Raw genomic sequence first — 26,146 nt, forward strand, 5'->3', positions numbered from 1 at the left:
AAGCAGAAGGTAAAAGGTAGAAGGCCGAAAAAAATAGAATTAATCATCCAAAAAATTTCTTTTTTCTGCCCTAATCCCAAAATATTCCTTCTGCTTTTGATTGATATCAACTTAAGATTACCTATTTTCTTCTAACTTTCTTCTCTTATTCCTTCGCGTCCTTCGCGTCTTCGCGGTTCGTTAAATAAGATTATTTCCGCAAAAAAATAGTAAATCTAAAATCTAAAATCTAAAATCTAAAATTGAATGTCCAACGATAAATTATGGATTTCAGCACTGGGATTAGATATCGGCCTTAAACGAGTCGGCATCGCCGGGTGTGACGGCACGGGTTTAATAGCTACGGGCATTACAACACTGGTACGATCGTCCTTCGATCGAGACGTAGCTTATCTCCGAGAACTCGTGCGAGAGCGGAGAGTGCAAATTTTGGTTGCAGGCTTGCCCTACTCCCTGAGCGGAGAATTGGGCGCTCAAGCCCGACAGGTGCAGAAATATGCCAATCGCATCGCCTCCGCCTTAGAGCTCCCCCTAGAGTACGTGGACGAGCGCCTGACTTCGGTTGAGGCAGAGGAATTGATGAAAACACAAGGGATTTCGGTGTCGCAAAATAAGGGTGCGATCGATCGCAAAGCCGCAGCCCTGATTTTGCAGCAGTGGCTAGACGAGCGGAGGCAAAATATCTGTGCCCTTCCCAATCCTTGATAGCTTGTAACAGAGGCGTGATATCCTGGTTGTGCAAGTTTGCTACGCACACCTGTAACCCTTGACAAACTGGAGAAAATTCTGCTGTACCCTCGGTACTGAAGAAGCACAAAATCGTGATTTGTCCTCAGTGTCGGTTGCTGACTCGACTGAGATTTAAACGCTGCACTCCTCGCCTGTGGAAAAGGCCGCGAGTCTCGCGGTTTAAGCTGGTGGACTGGCGATCGCCCATTTAGCCAGAATATCGCCACGAAAATTCCCAATTGTCAAGCCAACGTTACTGAATTATTGACGGAAAACTAAGATACACGCGATGTCCTCATCCCCATACCGCAAAAAAGAGAATGGCAATTCCAACGAAGAGTCCGTCACCTTGACGGATGAAGTTGGGCGATCGCTGACTTGCAACATAGAATATTCTATGAATCTCGAAGGTCAAGAATACGCTTTGCTGCTTCCGATTGACTCACCCGTAGAAATTTTTACTTGGCAGGGAGACGAGACGGACGAAGCAGCAATTCCTGTAGAAGACGAGACCGAAATTGACAAAATTTTTGAGACTGCTAAAGTTGTCCTGCAAGAGCAGAACTTGACGCTCCGACGCACAGCGGTGACGCTGACTGTGGTTGGCGAATTGCCGGAATTTCCCGAAGAGGATATGGCATCCGATGTCGATCCCGATGAGGAGTCGGATTTCGAGGAGCTGATGTGGCTGACCAGTTTCTACCACGAAGAACAGGAATATGCGATTTATACGCCTCTAGACCCGTTCTTTATCTTGGCTAGAATGGATGATGACGGCAAGCCAGAATTGCTCTCGGAAGAGGAGTTCCAAAGGCTGGAACCGATGTTACCTATGCTGGAAGACCAGTTTTTTGACGAGCTTGATTAGATATTAATTGCAGGCAAAAAACCTGATGGCAAAAAGCAGAATTTTTTACTATTTTATAAAACAGTAAACTGCTAGCCCGATCGAACTTTCTCGAGGTAGCCGCTTCTGCCTTCGCGATCGGGCTTTTGAATTGGGCCGCGTGGATTGGGTCTTTTAAAGGGCTTGTATTCGTAACTTTTCGGTCATCAATCGCAGGTCATCAGTCATTAGTCGCTAGTTACCCGCCGCTTATCCAGGACAACGGACTATGAATAAAGAACAAATGACAAAAGGCAGCGCGCGCGAGAGCCGAAAAGGAACTCCGCAAGTCTCTAAATGGTTGTTTTATCTGGCTTTGCTGCCGGTAATCTGGGGAGTTTGCGCTTGGCAAGGCTGGGCTTGGTGGAGCTGGGCTTCGGCGCCTCCTAAAATAGCTGAAACGTCAACTTCCACGCCAGAGGAGGATGCTGTTTCTATCCAAATCCCGGAGGGTACTCCTAGTCAAAAAATTGGCCGGGATTTAGAGGCCGCGGGGTTGATTCGATCGAGCTCGGCATGGAATATGTGGGCCCGCTGGATGACTCTGCAAAACCGCGAGGGAGGTTTTCAAGCAGGAACTTACCAACTGTCGCCGACTCAGCCTCTGAGTGCAGTTGCTGACAAAATTTGGAAGGGCGAAGTCGCACAGCAGAGTTTCACGATTCCCGAAGGGTGGTCGCTGCAACAAATGAGCACTTATTTTGAAGCGCAAGGCTTTTTTCCGGCTAAGGAGTTTATGGCGGTCGCGAGTCAAATTCCTTACGCTCAATACCCTTGGCTGCCGAGCGGATTGCCTCATTTGGAAGGTTTTTTGTACCCGGATACTTATCAGCTAGACGGCGATAGAATTACTCCTCAAGCTGCGATCGCACAAATGCTCACCCGTTTCGAGCAGACAGCTTTGCCGGTATATCAAAAAAATCAGAATAATACAACGCTATCTCTCAAAGAATGGGTGACTTTGGCCAGTATTGTAGAAAAAGAAGCTGTGGTTGCTTCCGAGCGGAACCGCATTTCTGGAGTGTTCAACAACCGTCTGAAAAAGGGTATGGCGTTGGGATCTGACCCGACAGTTGAATACGCTCTCGGTATCAGGCAAACTAAGGAAAAGCCTCTGACTTTTAAGCAAGTAGAAACGCCTTCTCCTTACAATACTTATATAAATCCAGGACTACCCCCAACTCCGATCGCATCTCCGGGAATAGCAAGTTTGGAGGCGACTCTGACTCCAGAAAATACAGAATACCTGTATTTTATGGCGCGGTACGACGGCACTCACATTTTCAGTCGCACTCTGGCCGAACACAATGCTGCTGTGGCTCAAGTTGACCAAAAAGTGCGATCGGGTCAATAGATGGGCAATGACTAATAAAAAAGTAAAAAGTCAAAAGTAACCCAGGAAAAGCAATAATTATTCACTTTTGATTTTTTACTTTTTCAATCTTTAACTCCCAATTTCTTATTTCTCAATCTAAAATCTAAAATCTAAAATCTAAAATCATTATGACTTGGGGTAAATTACTACAGCCTGACTTAGTTCTAGGCGATTCAGTCATGAAGTTAACGGCTGATATTCTGCAGAAATATCAGATAAAAGGATTAGTATTGGATGTGGACGAAACTCTGGTTCCCATTACGGCAATGAATGCTTCTCCTGAACTCAGCTTGTGGGTACAAGAAATTAAACCGGTGGTATCCCTATGGTTGGCGAGCAATAATTTAAGTCAAAATCGGATCGGTAGAATTGCTGATTCTTTGAATCTACCTTACATCACGGGTGCGGCTAAACCGTCCCGCCGCAAGTTGCGAACAGCAGTGACGGCGATGAATTTGCCGGTGGAACAGGTGGCGATGGTGGGCGATCGACTTTTTACGGATGTTTTAGCAGGCAATCGTTTGGGTATGTTCACTATTTTAGTGGAACCAATGGTTGATGCTGGGTATGCGCTTCGCAAGTATCCGGTGCGCTCTTTTGAAGTTTGGGTTTCTCAAGCTTTGGGGGCATCTCTGAAAATTAAAGATTAGTCATTAGTCATTAATGCGGAGGGCGGGTTTATAAATATCCAGGACGTGAATCATAGAAGTTGGTGAACCCGCCCCTACAGTATTTGTTATAATCAACTAGACATTTCCCGAAAAGCCAGCTTTGAACAGGCAGGATGCCTGTTCAACAATAATAATTATTGGAGATGTCTACTGGAAATGATATTATCACTAATAACTAATAACTACTGACTGCTGACTACTGACTATTGACTACTGACTAATGACTAAAACTATTGTTGTTAAAATTGGAACTTCGACTCTGACTCGATCGACTACCGGAAATTTAGCTCTTTCAACTATTGCTGCATTGGTCGAAATTTTAGCTGATTTGCGGCAGCAAGGCCATCGAGTAGTTTTGGTTTCTTCTGGTGCGGTTGGGGTGGGCTGCGCGCGCTTGGGTTTGACGGAACGCCCGCGAAATATTGCTATGAAACAGGCTGTGGCGGCTGTGGGCCAAGGGCGGCTGATGCGTGTGTACGATGACTTGTTTACTACTCTACAACAGCCGATCGCTCAAGTATTGCTCACCAGGGGTGATTTAGTGCAGCGTAATGGTTATGTTAACGCTTGCAATACTTTTCAACAACTGCTCAGATTGGGCGTGATTCCGATCGTCAATGAAAATGATACTGTGGCGGTAGACGAGCTCAAATTTGGCGATAACGACACGCTTTCGGCGCTAGTAGCGAGTTTGGTAGAAGCAGATTGGTTGTTTGTGCTCACAGATGTCGATCGGCTGTATTCGGCAGATCCGCGCAGCAATCCCGACGCGCAGCCGATCGCCCTAGTCCAAAGTATGGCACAGCTCACAGAATTTCAGGTGCAAACAGGAGATTCCCGCAGCGGCTGGGGAACCGGCGGAATGGTGACAAAAATTGAAGCAGCGAGAATAGCAACTGCATCGGGAGTGCGGACTGTCATCACTGACGGCTGCTTTCCTGGTAATATCGAGAAAATACTCAACGGAGAGTCGATCGGTACTCAATTCGAGCCTCAACCGCGCCCTGTAAACGCTCGCAAACACTGGATAGCTAACGTGCTAATTCCAGCAGGAAAACTATATTTAGATGCGGGTGCTGTCAAGGCAATTTCCCACGGTGGAAAATCGCTTTTAGCTGCGGGTATTGCTCAAGTAGAAGGAGAATTTCAAGCTGATGATTCCGTGCAGTTGTGCGATGCAGCCGGCAAGCAAATTGCTAGAGGACTTGTGAATTATAGCAGTTTAGAACTGAGACAAATCCAGGGCTGCAAGTCAGAGAAAATTGCTGAGATTTTAGGCTATGCAGGCGTAGAAACGGCGGTACATCGAGATAATTTAGTGATTGTTTAAACTAACAAATATCGAGACAGTCGATCGGGCAATGAGCGAAGGCAGAAATTGAGGATATTTGCAGCACAGTCTTGCAAGAATTTGTTTGGCTGTGTTGGAACAGCTCGTTCATCGCTTCTGTAAACAGTTCAAATAAGTTTTGTGCTAATTCTAAAGCTGCTTGGTATTCCGCATCTGTAAGTTTGATATCTGCTAAAATTTGCAACATCTCTGGCGTGTTTAAAAGGTGATAATTTTCTAAACCCCCATAAGAACCTCCAAAATCAACAGATTCTTTTTGGTTAATTTGCTGTAATTCCATTACCACTGCTAGCGCCGCCTCAAAAAAAACTTGGGCAGTTCCTTCGAGGACTTCCACTAACACCAGTTTCTGAATGGGAGAGGCTTTCCAAGCGTAGCGTTCCAGCACTGAACAAAGCGATCGAGTTTTTTTAGTTTCTTCACCCCAAAGCAGTCTGAAATCGCCGTAACTCATTAATTGGTTTAAGCCAAGTTCCTCTAGGTATTCTAGATAGTCATGCCAGTAATAGTTTTTTTTATAAGTATATTTATTAATTAGTTCCTGAACTTTGCTATTACTAGAAGAGTCTCGCAATACATATTTATTTAAGTCGCTCAATCCCACAGCCAAAGGAGCGAGTACAGGTGCAAAAATTAGTCGTTGATTCGCGTGAATGTGTTTATTGGCTAGAAAGTCAAACAAGGGCAATTTGGCAAACTCTTGCTTTTTGGGTTCAATGAATGCTACAATGGCTTTCATACTTTTTTCGCCTAAATGGTTGCTGTCAAGATAATCTTCATACCTCCGTTAATTATCTATATTGTCGAGCATAAATAATTGTGTTTATTATCATACATATTTGTATTTTAGATCATAGGTAAGAGTGTTGGCAGTCACAGGAAATTGTGACTTGTATCATATTGTGCCCGAAGTTCGAGCATCGGGTTCGCTAGAGATAAAATGTTCTACATTTAGATTGCATATTTCAGGCTTTGCTCAAAGCGACCCCACAAAAGTTGGATTATTTTTTTACAGGCAATTTAAAAGCTGATTAGCTTACAGCAATCCTTGCAGGAGTCGTAAATTTTTGACTCCACCCCAACCCTCCCCTTATCAAGGGGAGGGAGTAAGAAATTCACAAATGATGCGAGGATGGCTATATATAGGCAAGTGAGCATTCTGCTCGAACTGCTAAAAAATGGTGTTTACAAAATCGGGATGCTGCCTGCAAATCAGTCCTAGACGCATAGGATTCTCGAAACCAGGTTTGTTTGCAAATTCATCGCTGCTCAACAAAGATTTTTCTAAGAAACCCCGTTTCTTTAACCCTTGCTTTTATTGCTTCTTCCCTCTTTTCTCTTCCCTCTTCTTATTCCTTATTCCTTCTTCCGGCGGCCATAAGTCTCCAAATGACCATTTCCAATTCTCAGAATTGCCTTTAGGTGCGTTGTGAGTTACTCTATCTTTTGGATCAGTTAACACAATTATAGGAGTTAATCTTGGAACGGACTTTTTTAGCGATTAAGCCCGACGGCGTACAGCGCGGACTCGTCGGCGAAATTATCGGTCGTTTTGAAGCCAAGGGCTTTAAGCTAGTTGGTATGAAGCTAATGACGGCGAGTCGCGAACTAGCGGAACAACATTATGATGTTCACAAAGAAAAAGCCTTCTTTGCTGGATTGGTAAACTTTATCACTTCAGGCCCTGTAGTGGCTATGGTGTGGGAAGGCGACGGCGTTGTGGCATCGGCGAGAAAAATCATTGGCGCCACAAATCCTCTGAATGCAGAACCTGCGACAATTCGGGGAGATTTTGCCGTCAATGTCGGCCGTAATCTCATTCACGGTTCTGATGCTGTCGAGACGGCCCGTGCGGAAATTAGCCTTTGGTTCAAGGAAGAAGAATTGAGTGCTTGGACACCTTGTTTAACTCCTTGGATTGTGGAATAGTTTTGATATTCTCCCGATGGTTAATCGGGAGATATAGCCTTTCTCCGATAGATGATATCGATTCCGGTTGCAGCGTCCGTAATTGTTGACTGTTGACTCGATGTTAAAAAAATGAAAATTGCGCGAATTATTTATTGGCAGCTTGATTAGACTTTACGCCCGACGATGAAGCGCGGATTTGATATCATTCCGAGGTAGCCGGAATAGATATGAAATATCATGTCGCGGACTCACTCATAACTGTAAAATATAGAATAGTTTGAGATTTTTTCTCGTTACCAGGATCTTCCTCGTAACGAGAAGAAAAAACGTTAATCGGAACTTAAAAAGTCCAAATAATTATTAGTCAATTCTTTGACTGCTAATTCGTAAAACTGCTGACCTTGTTCGGGGGTTGCCAATGCCGGATTTGAACCCATTCTCCCGTCGGGAAATCGGCGGCGGAAGTCTGCTGCACCGTAAATTTTGTGCCCGGAACCGACTTCTTCCGAAAGCGGAGCTTGCTTGATTGCTTCTGGATAAAGGTACTGGGTTAAGGCAATTTCGCTGGGGGTGGCGTGGGAACCTTCTTGGTTTCCGTATAATTCTTTTGCTAGTTTGTACACTGAACCGCACATGAACCAGTTGCCGATTTGACACTGGATTTTATCGGCATTTGGTAAATGCAAGTCAGACAAATGGGCGTATGTCTCGGAAAATGCTGCTTTCATGGTCGCAATGTTGCCGCCGTGACCGTTGATGAAGAAATATTTCTCAAATCCCGCTTTTGCCAAAGATGTGATGTAATCCCTGATTACCAGTATCAGCGTCTGCGGTCGGAGGCTGATTGTGCCGGGAAAGCTGGTGTGGTGCAAGGCCATCCCGACATTAATTGTCGGGCCGATTAAGGCATTGGCAGCTTCGCCGACACCGTGGGCGATCGCCTTGGCAGCAATGGCGTCAGTGCCGATCAAGCCGGTGGGCCCGTGCTGTTCGGTGGAGCCGATCGGGATAATTATGCCTCGCGAGCTTTCGAGATAAGCTTCTACTTCGGGCCAGGTACTCAAATGCAGCAACATGATAGGCAGTCTACAGAATTTTTACTTGCTATCGTCGATCGTAGCCGGCACGGGAAGAATAAGGAATTTGGAGCAACTTATTATTGTATTCTTAAAAAAAGCTCTTAAAGTGCGATCGCTACTTTACTGTTATATTACTTAACGTTAATAATTTAACCAATTGATTACCAAAATTTTACCTTTTAATAACCTTTTAACAGTAGTATAACAAGCATATCCCTCTAGATTGGGTGTTACGTGGTCAATTAACAGCGGGCAATGTTTTATGAAATTAACACCGACCCCGAAAAATGACCAGACTTCTGTGGCCTGGACGCAGGCAGACAGCGCGGTTCCGGCAACTGCTCTACGGCTGTATTCCTTACACGAGCAAGTAGCAAAGGTCGAGCGCGTGTCTGTGGGGTGGACTGGCGAAGGATTCTAAGCGATCGAACAAATGGCGATCGTACAAGCGATCGCAGCGCGAGAGTGCCTCAGCTACTGAAGAAGGTACCTCGCGCTAGCCACATACAAACATCACTCCCACTGATATTTATGTCTTCTGCTGAATTAAGCGAAAGTCCTTCAAGGTTGGCTGTTGGACAAGCCGGCCGTATCTTGTTATTGGAAGGTGAAGACCTGTTGCGGGAAATGCTAGCTTTAGCCCTTAAAGAACAGGGCTATGAGGTGGTGGTTACTAGCGACGGGCGCAACGCCCTGCCTTCTGTACAGGCTTCTTCGTCATACCACGGTGAGGTTGCCTTCAACCTGTTAATCATGGATTCTATTAACGGTTTGGATCTGTGTCGAATGTTACGGCATCAAGGAAATCCCGTCCCTATTTTGATTATCGGTGCTAGAGGAAGTGCCAACAATTGCGCTTTTTACCTAGAAGCCGGATCGGATGATTATCTGACTAAGCCTTTTGGAATGCGGGAGTTTATCGCTCGCTGTCGGGCGCTGATGCGACGCCAGCGCCTCGGTCAGTTGCGACAACCGATGATGCTGCAATATAAGAGCATAACTCTGTATCCTGAAGAGTGCCGCGTGTTGGTTCGTGGTCTGGAAGTGAAATTTTCTCCTAAACAGTTTCGCTTACTAGAACTATTTATGAGTAATCCCCGGCGAGTTTGGTCTCGCGATCAGTTGCTGGAAAAAATTTGGGGTCAAGATTTTATCGGAGACAGCAAAACAGTTGATGTTCACATCCGCTGGCTGCGCGAAAAGTTGGAAATAGATCCGGGTCAACCAGAATATATCATTACGGTACGCGGGTTTGGCTATCGATTTGGTTAAATTATTAAATCAGTTGTAGGGTGGTAAATTGCAGTCGAATAGACAAATAAGGACACAACATTTTTGTGTCCTTATTTGTCTATGGAGGGTGGGCTATACAATAGCTTGGAGGTGCAAGCAGTAGAGCTATTCCAGCGACTGTTGCTGTTCTCTTTTACTCGCTCGCGATCGGTATAAACTCACATATTGCACCATTTTCAAGAACAGGCAAGATGCCTGTTCCACAAAGAGTGAATTTTCTTTCTTGTGGAACAGGCATCTTGCCTGTTGCTGATGCAAGATGCCTGTTCCACAAAGAGTGAATTTTCTTTCTTGTGGAACAGGCATCTTGCCTGTTCATAAAAAGCTTATTGAGAATGCTGCAACATCTCAGCATAAATCAAAACTCCCTTGTCCACTGCCAACAATCAAGTTTCGAGCAATCTCCTGCAACCGCAACAGCCGCCACCATATCTGAACTGGGAATTAATTCAATTAAAGACCATCTCGATGCTTCTTCGGGGTTGTCTTCAACATTTAACAGCGCTGCAGGTTCTCCTGGTGCGAGGCTGACATCAAACTGATTCAGGGGAATAGAAAGTCCTTTACCAACTGCTTTGATATAGGCTTCTTTGCGAGTCCAGCAGGTGAAAAAAGCTCTGGGTTGGAGATGTTCTGGGAGCGAAAGCAACACAGAATATTCTAAGGGTGAAAAAAACTTTTCAGCAATCTCCTGACAAGGAAAGTTGGGATTTATGCTTTCAATATCGACACCAATATCTCGATTTTTGGTAATCGCAATTAGAGCCATGTTTCCTGAGTGAGACAAATTGAAACGCAGGGTGTTTCCACCTTGGGCGACGATGAGAGAAGGCTTGCCGTAGGGATTGTACTCAAAGCGTAAAATGTGAGAACTTATGTTAAGATAGCGACTCAGAATTGCTCTGAGTGCGCCACGACTCACAATAAATTGCGATCGACCTTTGGGAAAGTGAAAACCCTCGGCTTTTTTCCGCTCATCGGTAGAGAGAGTCTGTTGTAAACTCTCCAAGCAAGATTCTGTTTGAACAAGAGACACGCGCCAAACGTGAATTTCGCCCAGATCCAATGTCAAGTCTAGCGGGGGGGAATTCCACGAATCAAAAGCAGCAATCATGTATTTATCTTCTTTTCTTAGTCACCTCATCCAGCATTCCCAGAAACAGGCATCTTGTCTGTTCTACTTTTAGAAACAGGCAAGATGCCTGTTCTACAACAGATGAATTTCAATCGCAAGAATTAATAAATCCAGCTTTGTACAACTTTTCCCGTTAATTGCTGTCCCAACCAAGGCGTATTTGCCGATCGCGACTTCAGACTTGACCCGTCAACAGTCCAACTCATTGCCGGGTCGAACAAAATCAGCTCAGCAGAGACTCCCGGCGCAACCGTGAGAGGCATTTGTCCGAGACAAACGGCAGGCCCTGCGCTCAACACTCGCCACAGTTCCAAAGCCGAAAAATCGCCAGTTTCTACGAGTCCGTGCCACAGTAAAGGCAAAGCTAATTCCAAGCCGATCGCCCCGGGCGGACTATCAGCAAAAGCCACAGTTTTCTCCTCATAAGTATGCGGATTGTGGTCGATCGCGATCGCATCAATTACGCCATCTTTCACAGCTTGAATCAGCGCTAATTGGTCGCTGAGATTCCCTAACGGCGGTTCTATGCGTAAATTCGGATCATAGGGCAACGAAGCAGTCAGAGCATTTTTCCCGCCGGAATCTTTAGAGTTTCCTGAAACTGCCCCGACATTCAACAGCAAGTGCATCCAAGTCACACTCGCAGTCACCGGCAAACCCCGCGCCTTCGCATCTCGAATCAATTCCACGCTGCGGGCTGTAGAAACGCGCATAATGTGCACCGGAGTGTCCGCAGATGCCACCAACTCCAGAATTACCGCCAAAGCCGAAGTTTCCGCACTCGCCGGAATTCCTGGTAAACCCAAGCGTACCGACAGCGCACCCTCTCTCACCGCGCCATTTCCTGCCAAAGTTCGATCGCACGGCCACAAAGCCACAGACTTGCCCAAAGGCTTGATATACTCCAGCAAACGCCTCACCAGAGCCGGATTAGACAGCGGCAAACCGTCCGCAAAACCCACCACCGCAGAGGAGCCCAGCTCGCCCAACTCGGCCATCTGCTGCCCTTTAACGCCCGCTGTCAGCGCGCCCCAAAAATACAAGCGGGGCAGCCCCGGCCGCAAATTGCGGATATGTTGCTGCAACAAAGCTAAACCGGCCAAATTGTCAACAGGCGGCGAAGTATCCGGCAAAATCGCCAATCGCGTAAAACCGCCAGCCGCCGCAGCCTGCATCAAGGATTCCAGGGTTTCTCGATCCTCAAAACCCGGTTCTCCGCTGTGGCTGTAGATATCTGTTAATCCCGGCCCCAAAATCAGTCCCTGGCAATCCCGCACTTCTGTGTCAGCGGGAAACTCAGCAATTTTTTCTTCGACTGTTTTGATATTACCTTCAGCAATCAGAATATCAGCGATGCGATCGCTCCCTGAAATTGGATCTAGCACTCGTACATTTTGTAGCAGTTCGCGGCTCATAACTTACAATTTATAATCAAATCCGCTCTTCATCGGAATTATTGATCTCTCTTGTCTCCCTCTGTGTTCTCTGCGTTCTCTGCGGTTAAATCATTCCGATCCAACCGGAAACGATATCAAACATAAAAATTCAAACATTTCAAAACTTATATCATGTCGGGTAAAATAACGCTTATCAGGTTTGTACTGAGGACTGAAGTCCTCAGTACAAACCTATTACAGTGCTCCGGCTGCTGTTTTGTCAAAAACGCCGCCGCTCAAATGAGTTGTGACATTCATCGCTTGTAATACCGGCAAACCATCGGGGCCGTGAGGATAATCAATCACGCTAACGGCTCCGTTTCCTTGTTTGAATTTCCAGAAATGTTCCGGTCCCAAACCGAATAGGTGGCAGAGAATTGCTTTGTTAATGGCGTCGTGAGCAACAACAATCCCAGTACCAGAAACAGATTGTACAATTTCTTGCCAAGCTGCGATCGCCCGATCCCAAACTTGCTGCAAATTCTCTCCTTCGGGCATTTGGACTGTTTCAGGAGATGTTTTCCATTCCTGTAGCAAACCCGGATAGGATTGTTCTATTTCTGATTCAAACTTTCCTTCCCAAAGTCCGTGGCTAATTTCTCTCAAGTCGTCGCGGAGTTCTAGTTGCAAACCGCCGTGATGTTGGAGAATAATTTCCGCAGTTTCTTTCGGGCGCAGCATCGAACTGCTAATCGCAAAATCTAATTTTACATTCTTGAGAAATTCTGCTGCCCGCCGGGATTGTTCGCGGCCGTTATCGTTGAGAGGTACGTCTATTTGCCCCTGAAATTTACCTGCTTTATTCCAGTCGGTTTCGCCGTGACGCACCAGCAACAATCGCGGGCCTTGGTGTCCGTCCCTCGGTTTGGGAAAAATTTCCCCGGTATGGGAAGTTAAATTCACTGACTCTAATTGAACTGCAACTTTCTTTTTTTGCTCTTCAATTGCGTCGTTGGTAACAGGGGAAGTTCCAAAATTAATTACGCTAATTCCGCAATTTGACTGTTGAATTGATTGATAGTAATCCGGGGTAATTTCCGAAGCGGTGGCGATGAGAGCGCGGTTGATTCCGTTGTGACCTACTACTAGAATTGTGCCGTCTTGGTGACGCGATAAAAGTTCTTGCCAAAAATGACGGGCGTTAGCAAAAATTGCCAATACGGGAAAGTGTTCGATGTCTCCGTCAGCAGATGGCAGTTTCATGGAAAATTTGTCGGGCTGTTTTTGCCACTGCTGATATGCTGCGGGGAATTTGTCGATCGCATCTTGGCGGAGCATTCCTTCCCACAGAGGCAAATCGATTTCCATCAAATTATCAGTTGGCTGGAGTTGTGGCGGATTTGTCAAGCGCGACAGGATGATATCGGCTGTTTCTTTGGCTCGTTTCAGGGGACTGGTATAGGCGGCATCAAAGGCGATACTGCTGAGTGTGTCGCCTACTTGCAGGGCGGCGCTGCGGCCTGCTTCTGTCAAAATTGATTTATCGAGGCGGCCTTGGATGCGGCGTTCTTGATTGTAGGTGCTTTTGCCGTGACGGACTAAGATAATGCGAGTCATTCGATTTTAGATTTTAGATTTTAGATTTTAGATTTAGCCTGCTACCCCCCTGCGGGTGCGCTGTGCAGATATTACCTCATACATCGCGGGTGCTGATGCCGCACTACTCCTGTAGCGTGCGCCATCAGCACCGTTGGGCTAAGGTGTGAACCTTACGCATACATGGCGGGCCAAGGATTTGTGGCGTGAGTCTTGTTGAGGCGAGTCAAAAAGATGAGCCAGTGAAATTTTACCAGTTGTCGGGATACTCTAGTCTGCAACAACCTATGATTAAAGACGGAAAAGATTTAGCCACGGATTCGCGCGGGACGGAAAAGCAGGAATGACACTGAAGCGGGTTATTTTAGGTATTTTAACGGCGATCGCGATCGCCCTGGTCGGTTTATCTTTACTTGCTAGTTGGAATCAGCCGCAAATTCAAAGCCGGCTGGAACTCTACCAGACAAATTTGCTGCTGCACGCCTCGGAGTGGCAAGGAGAAAATAATCAGAGTGCTAATTTAAGTTCGGCGCGCAACAATATTGTCGGTGCAGATCCTTTAAATACGGCTTTGACGCAATATCAAGAAGCGCGAGACTCGAATCAGAAAACTCTCGAAACATCTCAAGCACAAGTTAAAGAAATTCAGTCTGCCATTGCCTCTAAGTCTGAGGATAATACTCTGGATTTGGCTCAAAATAAGGCGGCGTCCGAGTCGATAAAGCAACAGTCAGTGCTGCTAAACGAACTTGACTTGCGATTGGGAATTTTGCAGGCAAGCAGTGGCAAAACTGAGGCGGCTATCCAAACTTGGAAAAATTTAGTTGAGCGCTACAAAACTCCAATAGATGACGATGCTTCGGTGGTAACTGCTCAAGTTTTAACTGGAATTTGGAGCAATCCGGCTCAACTTCTGCCGGATGCCGAGCAGAACATTCAAAAGTCTTTGGATGGCTGGTTTCGCTATCGCGCTCTAGCTCAACTTTACAAGCTGCAAGAACGTTCTAAAGAGCTGGCGGCGCTGCAAGCAGCAGAGCAAGTAACGGCCCAGCAAGCTGTAGAAAAGTTGGCAATTATAGTGGGCGTTCCGGCTATTTCGCTTTGTCTTGGCACGGTTTTGCTGGTTGGTTTGAGCCTGCAGTGGCTGTTGCAGCGAAAGCAGTTAGATACAGCAGGTTCCGGCCCGGTGTTGGCGCGAAATGCGAGCTTGGCTTGGGATGTGCCTTGGGACGGTGAGATTGTTTGGCAGGTGCTTGTGGTCGGCTTTTTCTTTGTCGGGCAAATCTTGATTCCCTATTTGTTGCTGCCGGTTTCTCTGGCTGTTTTAAAACTCAACCCAGCTACTTTTGACCCGCGCGAGAAGGCTTTTTATATCTTTGCTACTTATTTGTTGCTGTCGGCTGGGGGGCTTTCGGTACTGTATTTTTCGGTCAAGTCTTTTTTGCCTTTGCCTGAAGGTTGGTTTCGGATTAATTGGCGGGGAAGTTGGTTTTTGTGGGGTTTTGGCGGCTATTTTGTTGCTTTGCCTTTGGTAGTTTTGGTGTCGCTGATCAATCAGCAATTGTGGCAGGGACAAGGTGGCAGTAATCCGATTTTGCCGATCGTTCTCGAAGGTAGAGACAGCGTGGCTGTGGCGGTGTTTTTCGGCACTGCTGCGATCGCCGCTCCGGTTTTTGAGGAAATCGTGTTTCGGGGCTTTCTGCTGCCTTCTCTGACTCGCTATTTGCCTGTTTGGGGGGCGATCGCAGCTTCTGCTTTATTGTTTGCTGTGGCTCACTTGAGTGTCTCTGAGATTCTGCCTTTGGCGACTTTGGGTGCGGTTTTGGGGTTTGTGTACACGCGATCGCGGAATCTACTTGCTCCTATGCTTCTGCACAGTCTCTGGAACAGCGGTACTCTTTTGAGTCTGTTTCTTTTGGGCGGGGGCGCGAGTTAATTGGGGCGGTTGTTAATTATTGTGAATTAACCGAGTTTTTGGCAAGAGCGATCGTCAGGGCGATCGACTCTTGCCAAAAACAGCAGTAGGGTGTTCGGTGCGCCCCTCCTATCTAGTTCGGTAAAATAATCCGAATTCCTATAGGGGCTGGTTCACCCTCATCTTTAATATCAGCAACAGATCCAGATCGACGGGCCCCGGTTCCTTACTTTAGCGGAAAAACTTGGTTTAACATGGAAGTAATATCTTGTCGGCTGATGATTGAGAGACTGGCGCGGGCGATCGTACCCAGCGGAAGTTGACAATCCGGCTAATTTATAGCTAAATTTTAATTTAGGATGAGGCTTAAACCCATGAGCAATTTGAACAGTCGCAACTTAGAGGGAACGCCGAGTTGGATGCGTTTCGCACCCTACGCAGCCTTGGGTCTGTTAATATTTTCTTTCAATTCAGGCAGCGAACTCAATTATTTCTTGAGAGGCTACTTGGTCATTCTACAAGCTCAAGCCGGTATAGTTCTGCTGTATTTTGCGATGTCTAAGTTTCGCAAAAACCCAAATAAATGAGTAAAAATTAGTACCATTACTTAGCTCGATCGTTCAAGGTCGTGCATTCAAAGTCGATGGCGGAAGTTAAAATAAAAAACTGGGGAAAGTAAAAATGGTAAAAGATAAAACCGTAGCAGTTCTGTTAGCTTTCTTTGTAGGAGGTTTCGGAATTCACAAATTTTATTTGGGCAATAACTTAGCAGGGGTATTATACTTGCTATTTTCTGGGACATTAATTCCGTTCGTGATCGCATTTTTCGATTTTCTTGGACTGCTGCTGATGTCGGAACAAGCTTTTCAGGTTCAGTACAATGGCGGCACGTTGCCGTCTGGGTATGTCCTCAGAGCGGCAAAAGATGTAACCGGGGCGATCGGCGAATTGAAAAAACTTTACGATATGGGCGCAATTACCGCCGAAGAATATGAAGAAAAACGCCAAAAACTGTTGCGAGAATTGTAATTTGCGAAGGAAGTTCGGCAACGGATTATGTAACGAATGTAACGGATGGAAGGAAGAAGGAAGAAGGAAGTTCGGCAACGGATTTTGTAACGGATGTAACGGATGTAAAGGATAGAAGGAAGAAGGAAGAAGGTAGAAGGTAGAAGAAAGCCCACTATTAAAAAAGTGGGAGTGAAATAAGTAAGTGTGAGATCACAACTATTATTTAAGGATAAAATTAAAGTGTCTCAAGATTTATACTGGCTGCGTCAAACTCCCAACTGGGTGTGGTATGCTTTTATTCCCTACTTCGGCGGATTGGCGATCGCCTATGCCGGCCAAAAATCAAATATTCGTAGTTGGATGGGATGGGGTGTTGGCATTACTTTAGCAGCACTCGCGGTATCTTCTTCAACTAATTTGGGTACGATCGTGTGGATTGCTCAAATTGTTACTGCTTTTAGTTTGAAAAAGCGCTATCTCATCAAAACCGCACCCAGAGGTTTACTGGTTCCGGCGAGTGCGACGAATGCCGAAGAATTGGCCAACGTGCGCGGCAAAATAGATATTAATGAGTGTACCAAAGACGATATGGTCAGAATCTTGGGTTTGCCGATCGTCTACGCCAACGATATTGAATCTCTGCAAAACGAAGGCTACATTTTTACCTACGCCGAAGAGTTATCAGAAATAGCAGGAGTTCCCGAAAGTCACGTCAGACGCATCGCCCCGATGATTTGCTTCAGCTACAATTATCAAAAAGAATCGCAGTTTACTTGGAAACGGTTAAATATTCTTTCGCCGGAAGAGTTAATCGCCAGCGGTTTAGATCGATATGTTGCGGAAAAAATAGTTAGAGAAAGGCAGAGAAAAGGCGCTTACAAATCAGTTGTCGAAGTCAAGCGGCGGACGGGACTGCCTTTTGATTCATACCGCCATATTTGTTAATTTACAGTTGTTAAGTAAGTCCAAAGCCAAAAAAACAATAATATGCGATCGAACCTTGTAGGGCCGGGTTTGACCAACAATAATTGCCTAAAACCAATCATCTCGTAAACCCGCCCCCGCCCAACTAAAAAGTATTATGACGACAAAATTAGAAGTAGAACGACAAAAATTGTATGATACAGATTACCTGAGATGGATTGAAACTACTGTGGAAAAGTTGCGGGATCGCGACTATTCAAACATCGACTGGGAAAATCTGATTGCAGAAATAGAAGACATGGGGCGAAGTGAACGCCGGAGTTTAGAGAGTAATCTGGTGGTAATTCTCCTGCACTTGCTTAAGTGGCAATTTCAACCGGATCAAAGAAGCGGTAGTTGGAAAGGCAGCATTGCCGAACATCGCAGACGCATTCGCAAAGCTATCAAAGATTCCCCCAGTCTCAAACCATATCTTGAAGAGGTATTGACTGAATGCTATGCGGATGCAGCAGAACAAGCAATTGCTGAAACTGGATTGCCTGTAGAAACGTTTCCGCAATTATGTATCTACACTTGGGTCGAGGTTCTAGATTCTGAATTTTTGCCAGATTTTCTGGCAGATGAGATGATTCAAGGGTAGTATGGCAAAAAACTCGATCGCCTCCTGGTAATTGACATTCAATGCACCGGCTGGCAAAAATCTCCCCAAGCAGGCGGGCCCAGCAAAATTATTAAAAAAAGTATTTATCCTCTTGACATTTACACAGAATAATGATATTAAAATAAGTTGATGAAACCCGTACTTTTCCCTAGCATTAACTCCAAGACGGGGTAAGTTTTCAAGACGATGCCTTAAATATCAGTGGTATCCTATCAGAATTATTATTGAAACGCAGAACGACACAATAGTAGCAGTACCGCTAACATCACACTTATGTCTGACTCTCCTCCCTCCCCAATCTCCCCAGAATCTGCACCGGAAAGTGCTGCTACCGAAAACCGCAGTTCCAAAACTCGGCAACTGTTGGGCATGAAAGGGGCCGCTAGCGGGGAAACTTCCATCTGGAAGATTCGCTTGCAATTGATGAAACCGATTACCTGGATTCCCCTGATTTGGGGCGTGGTGTGCGGGGCGGCCTCTTCTGGAAACTATGTTTGGAACCTAGAGAATTTCTCGATCGCAGCAGCTTGTATGTTGATGTCAGGGCCGTTGCTGACCGGGTACACTCAAACTTTGAACGATTTTTACGATCGCGACATCGACGCCATTAACGAGCCCTACCGTCCAATTCCCTCCGGGATTATCTCGATTCCCCAAGTAGTAACGCAAATTTTGGTATTATTAGCCGCTGGTATTGGGGTGGCTTATGCTCTAGACTTGTGGGCGGGTCATGAATTCCCGATAATGACTGTTTTGACTCTCGGCGGCGCGTTTCTAGCTTATATCTACTCTGCGCCCCCGCTGAAACTCAAGCAGAATGGCTGGTTGGGAAATTATGCCCTGGGTGCTAGCTACATTGCCCTGCCTTGGTGGGCGGGTCAAGCTTTGTTTGGTACACTAGATCCCACGATTATGATTTTGACCCTGTTTTACAGTTTGGCTGGGCTGGGAATTGCGATCGTTAATGATTTCAAAAGTGTTGAGGGCGATCGGCAATTAGGGTTAAAATCTTTACCAGTGATGTTTGGCATCAGCACCGCAGCTTGGATTTGCGTTTTGATGATCGACATCTTTCAAGCTGGGATTGCAGGCTATCTGATCAGCATCCACCAAAACCTTTACGCTGTCATTCTGCTGCTGCTGATAATTCCCCAAATTACTTTTCAGGATATGTACTTTTTGCGTAATCCCCTGGAAAATGATGTTAAATATCAGGCAAGTGCTCAGCCTTTCCTGGTTTTGGGTATGCTGGTAGCAGCCTTGGCACTAGGTCATGCGAATTAAGCAGAGTTTTGAGTTTTGAGTTAAAAAATTTTGAATTAAAAAAATCTAATTCACTTCTCAAAAAAATACCAAGTTCTGCAGCGTTAAGAAAAGTTTTGAATTTTGAGTTTTGAATTAAAAAGTTTTTAATTCAAAAAAACTAATTCAAGGCAGCGTGTTATTCAAGAAAAAATGTCGAATTAAAAATTAAGAATTGAAGAAGGCTAGCTTTTTTAATTTTTAATTTTTAATCGGACTTGATGAGGTTTGAAGGTCTGATCGTGGCAGAATTTTTCTCAAATATCAAAGATACATTGAGCAAAGTCACTAACGCAATAAGCGGTAATTCCGATCGAGAACCGCCGAAGGCAGCGAAGGGCAATAAGCTCAACTCGCCGGAATCCGAGGCGGAATTTTCTACACGGACAAGGGATGAGCGCTCCGAGTATGTGGTATCAGAAGATGCTGCATCTCTAGAAGAGTCAGAATATTTAGACTCAGAATATTTAGACTCAGAATATTTAGAGTCAGAATATTTAGAGCCAGAATACGCTCGATATCCAATAGTCAAACGCAATTGGCAAGGGTTGAAGCGCTTAATTGCTTGGTTGGAAATTGAACCTCAAGTTACCAGCTTGCAAACCAAGGGAAAAGAATTGTTGGGGCCGGGATTAAGTTTGCTGGGAACTAAATCACCCCAAAAATCGGATAGTAGCGAATTGCCGGAAAATAGCGAATCGCAGAACACCCAACTGCAGAGACATACGGAACTACAGGAAATTAGCACACCGCAGGAAAATAGCGCACCGCAGGAAAAAACTAAAAAACGGATCTCCCGCCGCCCTAGATTTTGGATAAGTTTAGGTGTGGTAAGTATAGGCGGGGGCGCTTTAATCTACGGTTTATGGATTTTGTACACCTTAGACAAAGGTTTGCCAGATGTTAACGATTTGTCAGCGTTTAACCGCGACGGAACGCTGACAATTAAGGCAGCAGATAATACGATTTTGTTGCAGTCGGGGCCTGCAACTAGAGATAAACTGAAACTTAAAGAAATTCCCGAACTCTTGGTTCAAGCTTTTATTGCCATAGAAGACCGCCGTTTTTATCAACATCGCGGGGTGGATTATCAAGGTATTGTGCGATCGATTGTTTCTAATTTGATCGCGCGAGATTTAGTGCAGGGCGGCAGTACAATTACGCAACAATTGGCTCGCGTTGTTTTTCTCAATCAGGAAAGAAGTATTAGGCGGAAAGTTCGAGAAGCTCTTTTAGCTCAAAAAATTGAGCGGGAGTTGAGTAAAGAGCAAGTTTTAGAAAGATATTTAAATCTGGTTTATTTGGGTTCAGATGCCTACGGAGTGGCAGATGCAGCGTTGGTTTTCTTTAGCAAAACAGTCGATAAATTAACTTTGGCAGAGATGGCAACTTTAGCGGGTTTGCCCCCGGCACCGAGCGAATATTCGCCTTTGGTTAATCCCGATATTGCTAAGCAACGCCGCAATCTTGTGCTGCAACAAATGCAGGAAGCGAAGGTAATTACAGAGGCTGAGGCGAAGGAGGCGATGGCGGAACCAATCGCCGTTAAACCAAGTCCGCCGAAGCGATTTAAAGTGGTCGCGCCTTATTTTGCTAGTTACATTCGGAAGGAATTGCCGCGCTATGTTTCTCAGGATGCTTTGGAAGCTGGCGGTTTGACTGTCGAGACGACGGTGGATTTGAAGTGGCAGAAAATAGCGGAAGAGGTTGTTAAAAATGCGATCGAAGTTGATGGCCGCCGTCAGGGTTTTGAACAGGCCGCTTTAGTTTCACTGGACACTAAGACTGGTGAAGTTAAGGCCCTGGTAGGAGGTGGAAATTTTAAGGAAAGTGAATTTAATCGCGCTACGCAGGCTTTGCGGCAGCCCGGATCGACGTTTAAAGGGTTGGTTTATGCCGCGGCGATGGCGGCTGGTTTTTCTCCCTATGACGGTTACGAAGACGAACCAATTATTATCGACGGCTATCAACCGAATAATTATGGCAAAAAATTTAGCGGTTGGCGATCGATCTCTGATGCTTTGACGCGTTCGGTGAATGTCGTAGCTGTGAAGGTGTTGATGGATGTGGGGTTTGAACCGGCGATCAAAGTAGCCAACGATATGGGAATTAAGTCGAAATTGAGTCCGATTTATTCCCTGGCTTTGGGTTCTTCGGAGGTGAACTTGCTGGAGTTAACCAATGCTTACGGTACTTTAGCAGCGCAAGGGAATTTTATTGAAGCCCACGGAATTAAGCGGGTGATTAATCAGCGGGGAGATGTAATTTATCAGGCTAATTTTAAACCGAAGCGGGTTTTGGATAAGGATAGTGCTGCGATTACTACTTGGATGTTGGAGGGTGTTGTGCAAGACGGTACGGGGGGGCCTGCTGCTTTAAACGATCGCGCTGTAGCAGGCAAAACTGGTACTTCGGAAAATGTCCGGGATTTGTGGTTTATTGGTTACATTCCACAGGTTGTGACTGGAGTTTGGCTAGGAAATGATGATAATTATCCCACCTGGGGAACTAGCGGTACGGCGGCCTACAATTGGCGCGATTTTATGAGTCAAATTGTTAAGGGAATGCCGGTTGAGAAGTTTCCTAAGTTGCCGAAGTTGGACGGCCGCAAGGGCAGTATTAAGGCCAAACCGGTGGAGCCTAAGAGGATTATTCGGGGGATGATTGTGAATGAGGATGGTGCGATCGTTCCTTACAATCCCAATCCTCAACCCCGGTATCGCCAGTGGGAAGAGCCTGCTTATCAAGAGCCTGCTTATCAAGAGCCGGGATATTAAGCGGGTTTTACCAACAATTGCCACCCGTAGGGGCGGGTTTCACGAACAATAATCGCCTAAAACCAATAATCTCATAAACCCGCCCCCACGATAGCCGTAAATCACCATCTACCAATCTAATCTTGCTTTAGCCTTACCATAAAAAAGCCGTCCATGTGATGTCTGTGCGGCCACACTTTCACCCATCCTTCGGGTGATGGCTGTACGGGTAAATCAATTGTTGGCGGTTCGATTTGCCAGTTAGGATTGTTGTCTAAGAACGATCGAATAACTGTTTCATTTTCCAAGGGATGAATTGTGCAAGTTGCATAAACTAATACGCCGCCGGACTTGACAAATGTCGCTGCATTTGCTATCAATTCCGATTGCAGTTGGGATTGTTCTTGAATGTTTTCGGGCGTGTGTCGCCAGCGGGCGTCGGCGCGGCGGTGCAGGGTTCCGAGGCCAGAACAAGGTGCGTCGAGTAAAACTCTGTCTGCGAGGTTAACAAACTCTGGGAAATGGCGGCTGTCTCCGGTATGAATTTTAATGGATTTCATCTGGAGTCTGTCTGCATTTTCTTTAAGTTTTTTGAGTCTGCTGGCGGTTTTGTCGCAGGCATAAATTGTGCCTTCATCCTCCATTAATTCGGCGCTGTGGGTAGTTTTTCCCCCCGGTGCGGCGCAGGCGTCGATGATAGTTTCCCCTGGCTGGGGCGCTAGTAAATGGGTGACTAATTGAGCGCTGCTGTCTTGAATTGTCCACCAACCTTCGCTGTATCCGGGGAGGTTTTGAATTGCGCCGATGCTGCCATTTAGTCTTAATGCTTGTGGTAAGTGTGGGAGTCTGCTAGTTGAGATGTTGTGGGTTTGGAAGGCAGCTTCGATTTGGGCGATCGAGCTTTTTAAAGGATTGATTCTCAGGTCAATTGTGGGGGATTGGTTGAACCATTCACAGAGTTGTTCGGTTTCGGTTTCGCCTATTTGTTCGATCCACAATTCTATTAGCCAGTCGGGGAAACTGTGGATAATTCCTAAGCGTTGGACTGGGTTTTCGGGTAATTTTAGGGAATTAAAACCCCCCCCAGCCCCCCCTTGGTAAGGGGGGGAGTTAGATGTTGTTTTAGTCTCTGTTTGCTCAGGGGAATTAGGAAGACTCTTAGCCCCCCCTTGGTAAGGGGGGGTTGGGGGGGTTAAACGGGTATACTGTCGCAACAAACCGTTGACAAAACTGCTGAGTCCTGAAAATCCGTTTTCTTTTGCTAGTTGAACGGTGGTATTTACGGCGGCGGAGGGGGGAATCTGGTTGAGATATTCGAGTTGATATAAGCCTAAATGTAAGATGGTGCGGAGTTCGGGTGGTTGTTGGGAGGATTTCTTTGTTGCTAGTTTGTCGATGATGAAGTCGATCGATCGCATTCTCCTGACGCTACCGTAAACTAATTCTGTCACTAAACGCCGATCGAGGTCGTTGAGTTGAGAATTGCTGAAAGCGCGATCGAGTGCGGCATCTGCGAATGCACCGCGGCGGTGGACTTCGCGGAGTGCGAGAAATGCTATTTGGCGGGGATTTTGCATAGTTAAGATATGGGGGTCTAGAAACCGGGTTTTTTACGATAAGACGCGTTACAGCCCGCAGATTTGGTGAAAAACCCATTTTCCGATCGCCCGTGATTCGAGGACTATTATAATCTCAAATGTCCTCTGGATTTATGCCCATTTCTCGGAGTTTTTCTGAAAGGCGATCGGCTTTTTGTTGCGCTTGTTCCATTTGTCTTGACAACTCCACCTAAGACAAAAACTTCAGTCCGTCTGGACGATAAATTTCTAAGTTTCCTGATGCAGTTTCAAAACGGATTTCCAAACGCGGACTTACCCAACCTTCCATTGATTCAATATAGTTGAGTTTCCCCTCACTTCGCACCCAACCTATTAACTCATTATACTTTAAATCGTAGAAATAGCATTCTTCGACTCCAAAATTTTCGTAGAATTTAAACAGCTTAAATATTTCTCCCAGTCGGTTTTCCGGCGAGAAGATTTCAAGGACAACTTGCGGGGCAATATTATCTTCCAGCCACTGTTGGTAGGAACCTCTGTCACCTTTTGGTCTGCCAAAGACTACCATCGTATCAGGTGCTTGGCGAGTTTTGTTATCTCCTTCCACGGGATACCACAGCAAATCACCTGCTACAAAGACATTTTCGTGGTCTTTGAATAAGGCATCTATTCCGCCTTGAATTTTTACTATTAATTGGAACTGTTTGGTGTTGTCAGACATGGGTTTTCCGTCGCTGTCTGGGTAGATGATTTCTGGCAAAGTTTGAGAGGGAATTGTTGTTGTCATGGGGATGAGTCCATTGCTAGTAGCGTCAATTTCTATTTTATACCTATTTTATAGGACTTACGCAGGGGGCCCAGAAACCGGGTTTTGTTACGAAATTACTTCGTTCGTACTCGAAGATTAGGTAAAAAACCCGGTTTCTTTGTCGGAGTGCGTAAGTCCTGTTTTACTTATTCGGGTTTTGTTGACACCAATGGTTCTAATAAATTGCGTTCTTCTATGGGAAGTTCTAGCAAAACTCGTCTGTCGCCCTTTGTTTTCTTAGGATCGCGAATTAAATAACTTACAATTTTAATTGTTATTGTGGGATGGGCGTCCCGCCCGTCCAAAAAGGATGGGCGGGACGCCCATCCCACTTTCAAGAGTGGAAGTTATTTAATTCTCATTCCTTATAGCGGACAAACGATCGCTATTTTTGATCGACAATTACCCCCTCGGAGTTATCTCCTAGCAGCTTTTCTTGAAGAAGCTCGGTCTACGAAAGGACAAATATACCTAGAAATTATTGAGAAAATTGAATGTAGCAAAATATGAGGGATGTAAAAGTAACTGAAGTGACTGGCAATTGTATAGATGCTGAACTTTATACCGACGGTATAGTAATTACAGAACTATGGCCCACAGGTGGAGAAGATGCAGAACCAGAAAGCACCGAGATCCTTTTGACAGAAGCAAAAAGGCTACTGCGGGAGTGGTAAGCAATTTTGAATCTGTGGTGTAAACAGCAGGCACAATAAATAATTAATCAGCAGATTAACTGGTTCCCGGGCTCTCTCTGTCTAGGAACCGATATCCAGAGTCTCTGCCTCGCAAGTCATAGACTCGCGGGAGGCAGAGCCTCCAAATCTGCGTCCCCAGGCAGAGCTAGGGAACAAGAAAAAATCAGAAAAATATTCTTTAAGATTTGTTACAATACACAAAACTTCATACTTTCCCCAACACTGGATGACCTTTTTCAACGCCTCCGAACCCCTAATCCGCTGCAAACAGGAACATCTCGACGTACAAGACATCGAAGGCCTGTTGCAACTCCGCTGGCAAATTGGAAATATTACTCTTTTCTCAGGATTTTATACCCGCATCGACCAAACTTTTCTGCTTTGGGGTTTGGTGACAGGGGGGATTTTTTTTACGGCTCAGTTTTTCCCCATCAGTTGGAGCTTTCAGGCGATTCTGTGGTCAACTTTGACTCTAATTGGCACTGCAGTAATGGCCGTTTTAACTTTGTTTTGGGTAAGAGTCGAGCGTGTTAGCTGGATTCTTTACTCTTGGGCGATTTTGATGATAACTGGTTTGGTTCTGACCGATTGCAGTATTTTTGCCGGTTGGGGAGGTTTGTTACTGCACCTTTGCGATTTGTGGTTGGGATTGAGCGCGATCGGCTATTTGTTGACGGGATTAGGTTTGCGATCGCGCACTTTTCTCCTGATTGGACTAACTCATTTATTTAGCATCCCTCTATTAACTTTTGTTGCACCTTGGCAATATCTAACCACAGGCATAATTATGGCCGGCTGTTTGTTGTTATTGTCCGAATTGCAGTGGGATATGCGATCGCCGATCGACAATAGTTTGCTAAGCGCAGAACAGAAAGAATTTAATAGAATTCAACAGCAACTGCGACAGAGTGGCCCGATGGTATCCAAATAAATCACAAATGTAAAGAATTCTGAACGAGTGCTGACACTTTCCACAAATCGTACACAATAGTAAAGATACAGCATCAATAAAAAACAAAGTTTAACCAGAACAGGTGTTTTGCTGTTTTACCTGTGAATCGCCAACCTTAGGGGAACGGTGTCCGGGAGGCGACGGGCTAACAATGCTGTACT

General features: G+C 45.6%; 24 protein-coding genes and 1 pseudogene. 16 read left to right on the forward strand and 9 right to left on the reverse strand.

The genetic code is table 11. The annotated features are described in order from the left end of the window. The first annotated feature begins 246 nt into the window (after positions 1-246). From ruvX to proB, 5 genes are all read left to right on the forward strand, one after another. Positions 247-705: a Holliday junction resolvase RuvX gene (gene ruvX / locus QUB26_RS06775; protein WP_333238409.1), complete on the forward strand. Its 459-nt coding sequence runs from the start codon at positions 247-249 to the stop codon at positions 703-705. Positions 706-1,018: 313 nt separating this feature from the next. After that, positions 1,019-1,597 carry a DUF3727 domain-containing protein gene (locus QUB26_RS06780; RefSeq protein ID WP_333238411.1) on the forward strand — a complete coding sequence of 193 codons (579 nt, stop codon included), beginning with the start codon at positions 1,019-1,021 and terminating at the stop codon, positions 1,595-1,597. A gap of 247 nt (positions 1,598-1,844) precedes the next feature. Then, positions 1,845-2,969, forward strand: coding sequence for an endolytic transglycosylase MltG (mltG, locus tag QUB26_RS06785; protein ID WP_333238413.1), 1,125 nt, complete (start codon positions 1,845-1,847; stop codon positions 2,967-2,969). Between the two features lie 149 nt (positions 2,970-3,118). Further along, a complete protein-coding gene (locus QUB26_RS06790; RefSeq protein WP_333035333.1) occupies positions 3,119-3,640 on the forward strand; it encodes a YqeG family HAD IIIA-type phosphatase in 522 nt (173 codons plus the stop codon). Between the two features lie 241 nt (positions 3,641-3,881). Beyond that, positions 3,882-4,991 carry a glutamate 5-kinase gene (gene proB, locus QUB26_RS06795; RefSeq protein WP_333051567.1) on the forward strand — a complete coding sequence of 370 codons (1,110 nt, stop codon included), beginning with the start codon at positions 3,882-3,884 and terminating at the stop codon, positions 4,989-4,991. 1 nt (position 4,992) lies between these two features. Here proB and QUB26_RS06800 read toward each other — a convergent pair whose 3' ends face one another. Beyond that, positions 4,993-5,751, reverse strand: a complete 759-nt coding sequence (locus QUB26_RS06800; RefSeq protein ID WP_333317225.1) for a hypothetical protein — start codon at positions 5,749-5,751, stop codon at positions 4,993-4,995. Between the two features lie 740 nt (positions 5,752-6,491). On the opposite strand from QUB26_RS06800, the gene ndk reads away from it, so the two are divergent. Continuing rightward, positions 6,492-6,941, forward strand: coding sequence for a nucleoside-diphosphate kinase (gene ndk / locus QUB26_RS06805; protein WP_333238417.1), 450 nt, complete (start codon positions 6,492-6,494; stop codon positions 6,939-6,941). 311 nt (positions 6,942-7,252) lie between these two features. Here ndk and QUB26_RS06810 read toward each other — a convergent pair whose 3' ends face one another. Then, positions 7,253-7,999: a creatininase family protein gene (locus QUB26_RS06810; protein ID WP_333317226.1), complete on the reverse strand. Its 747-nt coding sequence runs from the start codon at positions 7,997-7,999 to the stop codon at positions 7,253-7,255. A gap of 534 nt (positions 8,000-8,533) precedes the next feature. On the opposite strand from QUB26_RS06810, the gene QUB26_RS06815 reads away from it, so the two are divergent. Beyond that, the gene (locus QUB26_RS06815; protein WP_333238421.1) at positions 8,534-9,274 is read left to right on the forward strand and encodes a response regulator transcription factor; all 741 of its coding nucleotides are present in this window, start codon (positions 8,534-8,536) and stop codon (positions 9,272-9,274) included. A gap of 126 nt (positions 9,275-9,400) precedes the next feature. On the opposite strand, the gene QUB26_RS06820 is transcribed toward QUB26_RS06815, so the two are convergent. The 4 genes from QUB26_RS06820 to QUB26_RS06835 form a co-directional block, all read right to left on the reverse strand. Further along, positions 9,401-9,601, reverse strand: coding sequence for a hypothetical protein (locus tag QUB26_RS06820; RefSeq protein WP_333238423.1), 201 nt, complete (start codon positions 9,599-9,601; stop codon positions 9,401-9,403). Between the two features lie 52 nt (positions 9,602-9,653). Next, positions 9,654-10,409 carry a 4'-phosphopantetheinyl transferase superfamily protein gene (locus QUB26_RS06825; RefSeq protein ID WP_333238425.1) on the reverse strand — a complete coding sequence of 252 codons (756 nt, stop codon included), beginning with the start codon at positions 10,407-10,409 and terminating at the stop codon, positions 9,654-9,656. 122 nt (positions 10,410-10,531) lie between these two features. Then, positions 10,532-11,845: a dihydroorotase gene (locus QUB26_RS06830; protein WP_333317229.1), complete on the reverse strand. Its 1,314-nt coding sequence runs from the start codon at positions 11,843-11,845 to the stop codon at positions 10,532-10,534. Positions 11,846-12,061: 216 nt separating this feature from the next. Beyond that, entirely contained in the window at positions 12,062-13,423 is a 1,362-nt protein-coding gene (locus QUB26_RS06835) for a histidine phosphatase family protein (RefSeq protein ID WP_333317231.1), read from the reverse strand. Between the two features lie 322 nt (positions 13,424-13,745). On the opposite strand from QUB26_RS06835, the gene QUB26_RS06840 reads away from it, so the two are divergent. From QUB26_RS06840 to QUB26_RS06870, 7 genes are all read left to right on the forward strand, one after another. Further along, complete coding sequence (locus QUB26_RS06840; protein ID WP_333317233.1) at positions 13,746-15,338, forward strand: CPBP family glutamic-type intramembrane protease; 1,593 nt, start codon at positions 13,746-13,748, stop codon at positions 15,336-15,338. A 353-nt stretch (positions 15,339-15,691) separates the two neighbouring features. Then, positions 15,692-15,904 carry a hypothetical protein gene (locus tag QUB26_RS06845; RefSeq protein WP_333238433.1) on the forward strand — a complete coding sequence of 71 codons (213 nt, stop codon included), beginning with the start codon at positions 15,692-15,694 and terminating at the stop codon, positions 15,902-15,904. Positions 15,905-15,998: 94 nt separating this feature from the next. Beyond that, positions 15,999-16,346, forward strand: a complete 348-nt coding sequence (locus QUB26_RS06850; protein WP_333035309.1) for an NINE protein — start codon at positions 15,999-16,001, stop codon at positions 16,344-16,346. Between the two features lie 222 nt (positions 16,347-16,568). After that, positions 16,569-17,273 (forward strand): helix-hairpin-helix domain-containing protein, encoded by a 705-nt coding sequence (locus QUB26_RS06855; protein WP_333302492.1) that lies wholly within the window; start codon positions 16,569-16,571, stop codon positions 17,271-17,273. A gap of 136 nt (positions 17,274-17,409) precedes the next feature. Further along, a complete protein-coding gene (locus QUB26_RS06860) occupies positions 17,410-17,892 on the forward strand; it encodes a DUF29 domain-containing protein (protein WP_333051598.1) in 483 nt (160 codons plus the stop codon). A 294-nt stretch (positions 17,893-18,186) separates the two neighbouring features. Further along, the gene (gene chlG, locus QUB26_RS06865; protein WP_333238438.1) at positions 18,187-19,197 is read left to right on the forward strand and encodes a chlorophyll synthase ChlG; all 1,011 of its coding nucleotides are present in this window, start codon (positions 18,187-18,189) and stop codon (positions 19,195-19,197) included. 239 nt (positions 19,198-19,436) lie between these two features. Continuing rightward, positions 19,437-21,992, forward strand: coding sequence for a penicillin-binding protein 1A (locus QUB26_RS06870; protein ID WP_333238439.1), 2,556 nt, complete (start codon positions 19,437-19,439; stop codon positions 21,990-21,992). Between the two features lie 116 nt (positions 21,993-22,108). On the opposite strand, the gene QUB26_RS06875 is transcribed toward QUB26_RS06870, so the two are convergent. The 3 genes and pseudogenes from QUB26_RS06875 to QUB26_RS06885 all read right to left on the reverse strand — a co-directional run bounded on the left by QUB26_RS06875 (position 22,109) and on the right by QUB26_RS06885 (position 24,670). Beyond that, positions 22,109-23,548 (reverse strand): 16S rRNA (cytosine(967)-C(5))-methyltransferase, encoded by a 1,440-nt coding sequence (locus QUB26_RS06875; protein WP_333302490.1) that lies wholly within the window; start codon positions 23,546-23,548, stop codon positions 22,109-22,111. A 115-nt stretch (positions 23,549-23,663) separates the two neighbouring features. Beyond that, positions 23,664-24,317 (reverse strand): annotated as a pseudogene (locus QUB26_RS06880) (Uma2 family endonuclease). 167 nt (positions 24,318-24,484) lie between these two features. Then, entirely contained in the window at positions 24,485-24,670 is a 186-nt protein-coding gene (locus QUB26_RS06885; RefSeq protein WP_333317235.1) for a hypothetical protein, read from the reverse strand. Between the two features lie 174 nt (positions 24,671-24,844). Between QUB26_RS06885 and QUB26_RS06890 the strand changes: the two genes are divergently transcribed. Next, positions 24,845-25,012 carry a hypothetical protein gene (locus QUB26_RS06890; RefSeq protein ID WP_333238443.1) on the forward strand — a complete coding sequence of 56 codons (168 nt, stop codon included), beginning with the start codon at positions 24,845-24,847 and terminating at the stop codon, positions 25,010-25,012. A gap of 247 nt (positions 25,013-25,259) precedes the next feature. Next, complete coding sequence (locus tag QUB26_RS06895; protein ID WP_333317237.1) at positions 25,260-25,964, forward strand: hypothetical protein; 705 nt, start codon at positions 25,260-25,262, stop codon at positions 25,962-25,964. The last annotated feature ends 182 nt before the right edge of the window (positions 25,965-26,146 follow it).

The organism is Microcoleus sp. B4-C1 (genome assembly GCF_036705285.1).
Taxonomy (GTDB): Bacteria; Cyanobacteriota; Cyanobacteriia; order Cyanobacteriales; family Microcoleaceae; genus Microcoleus.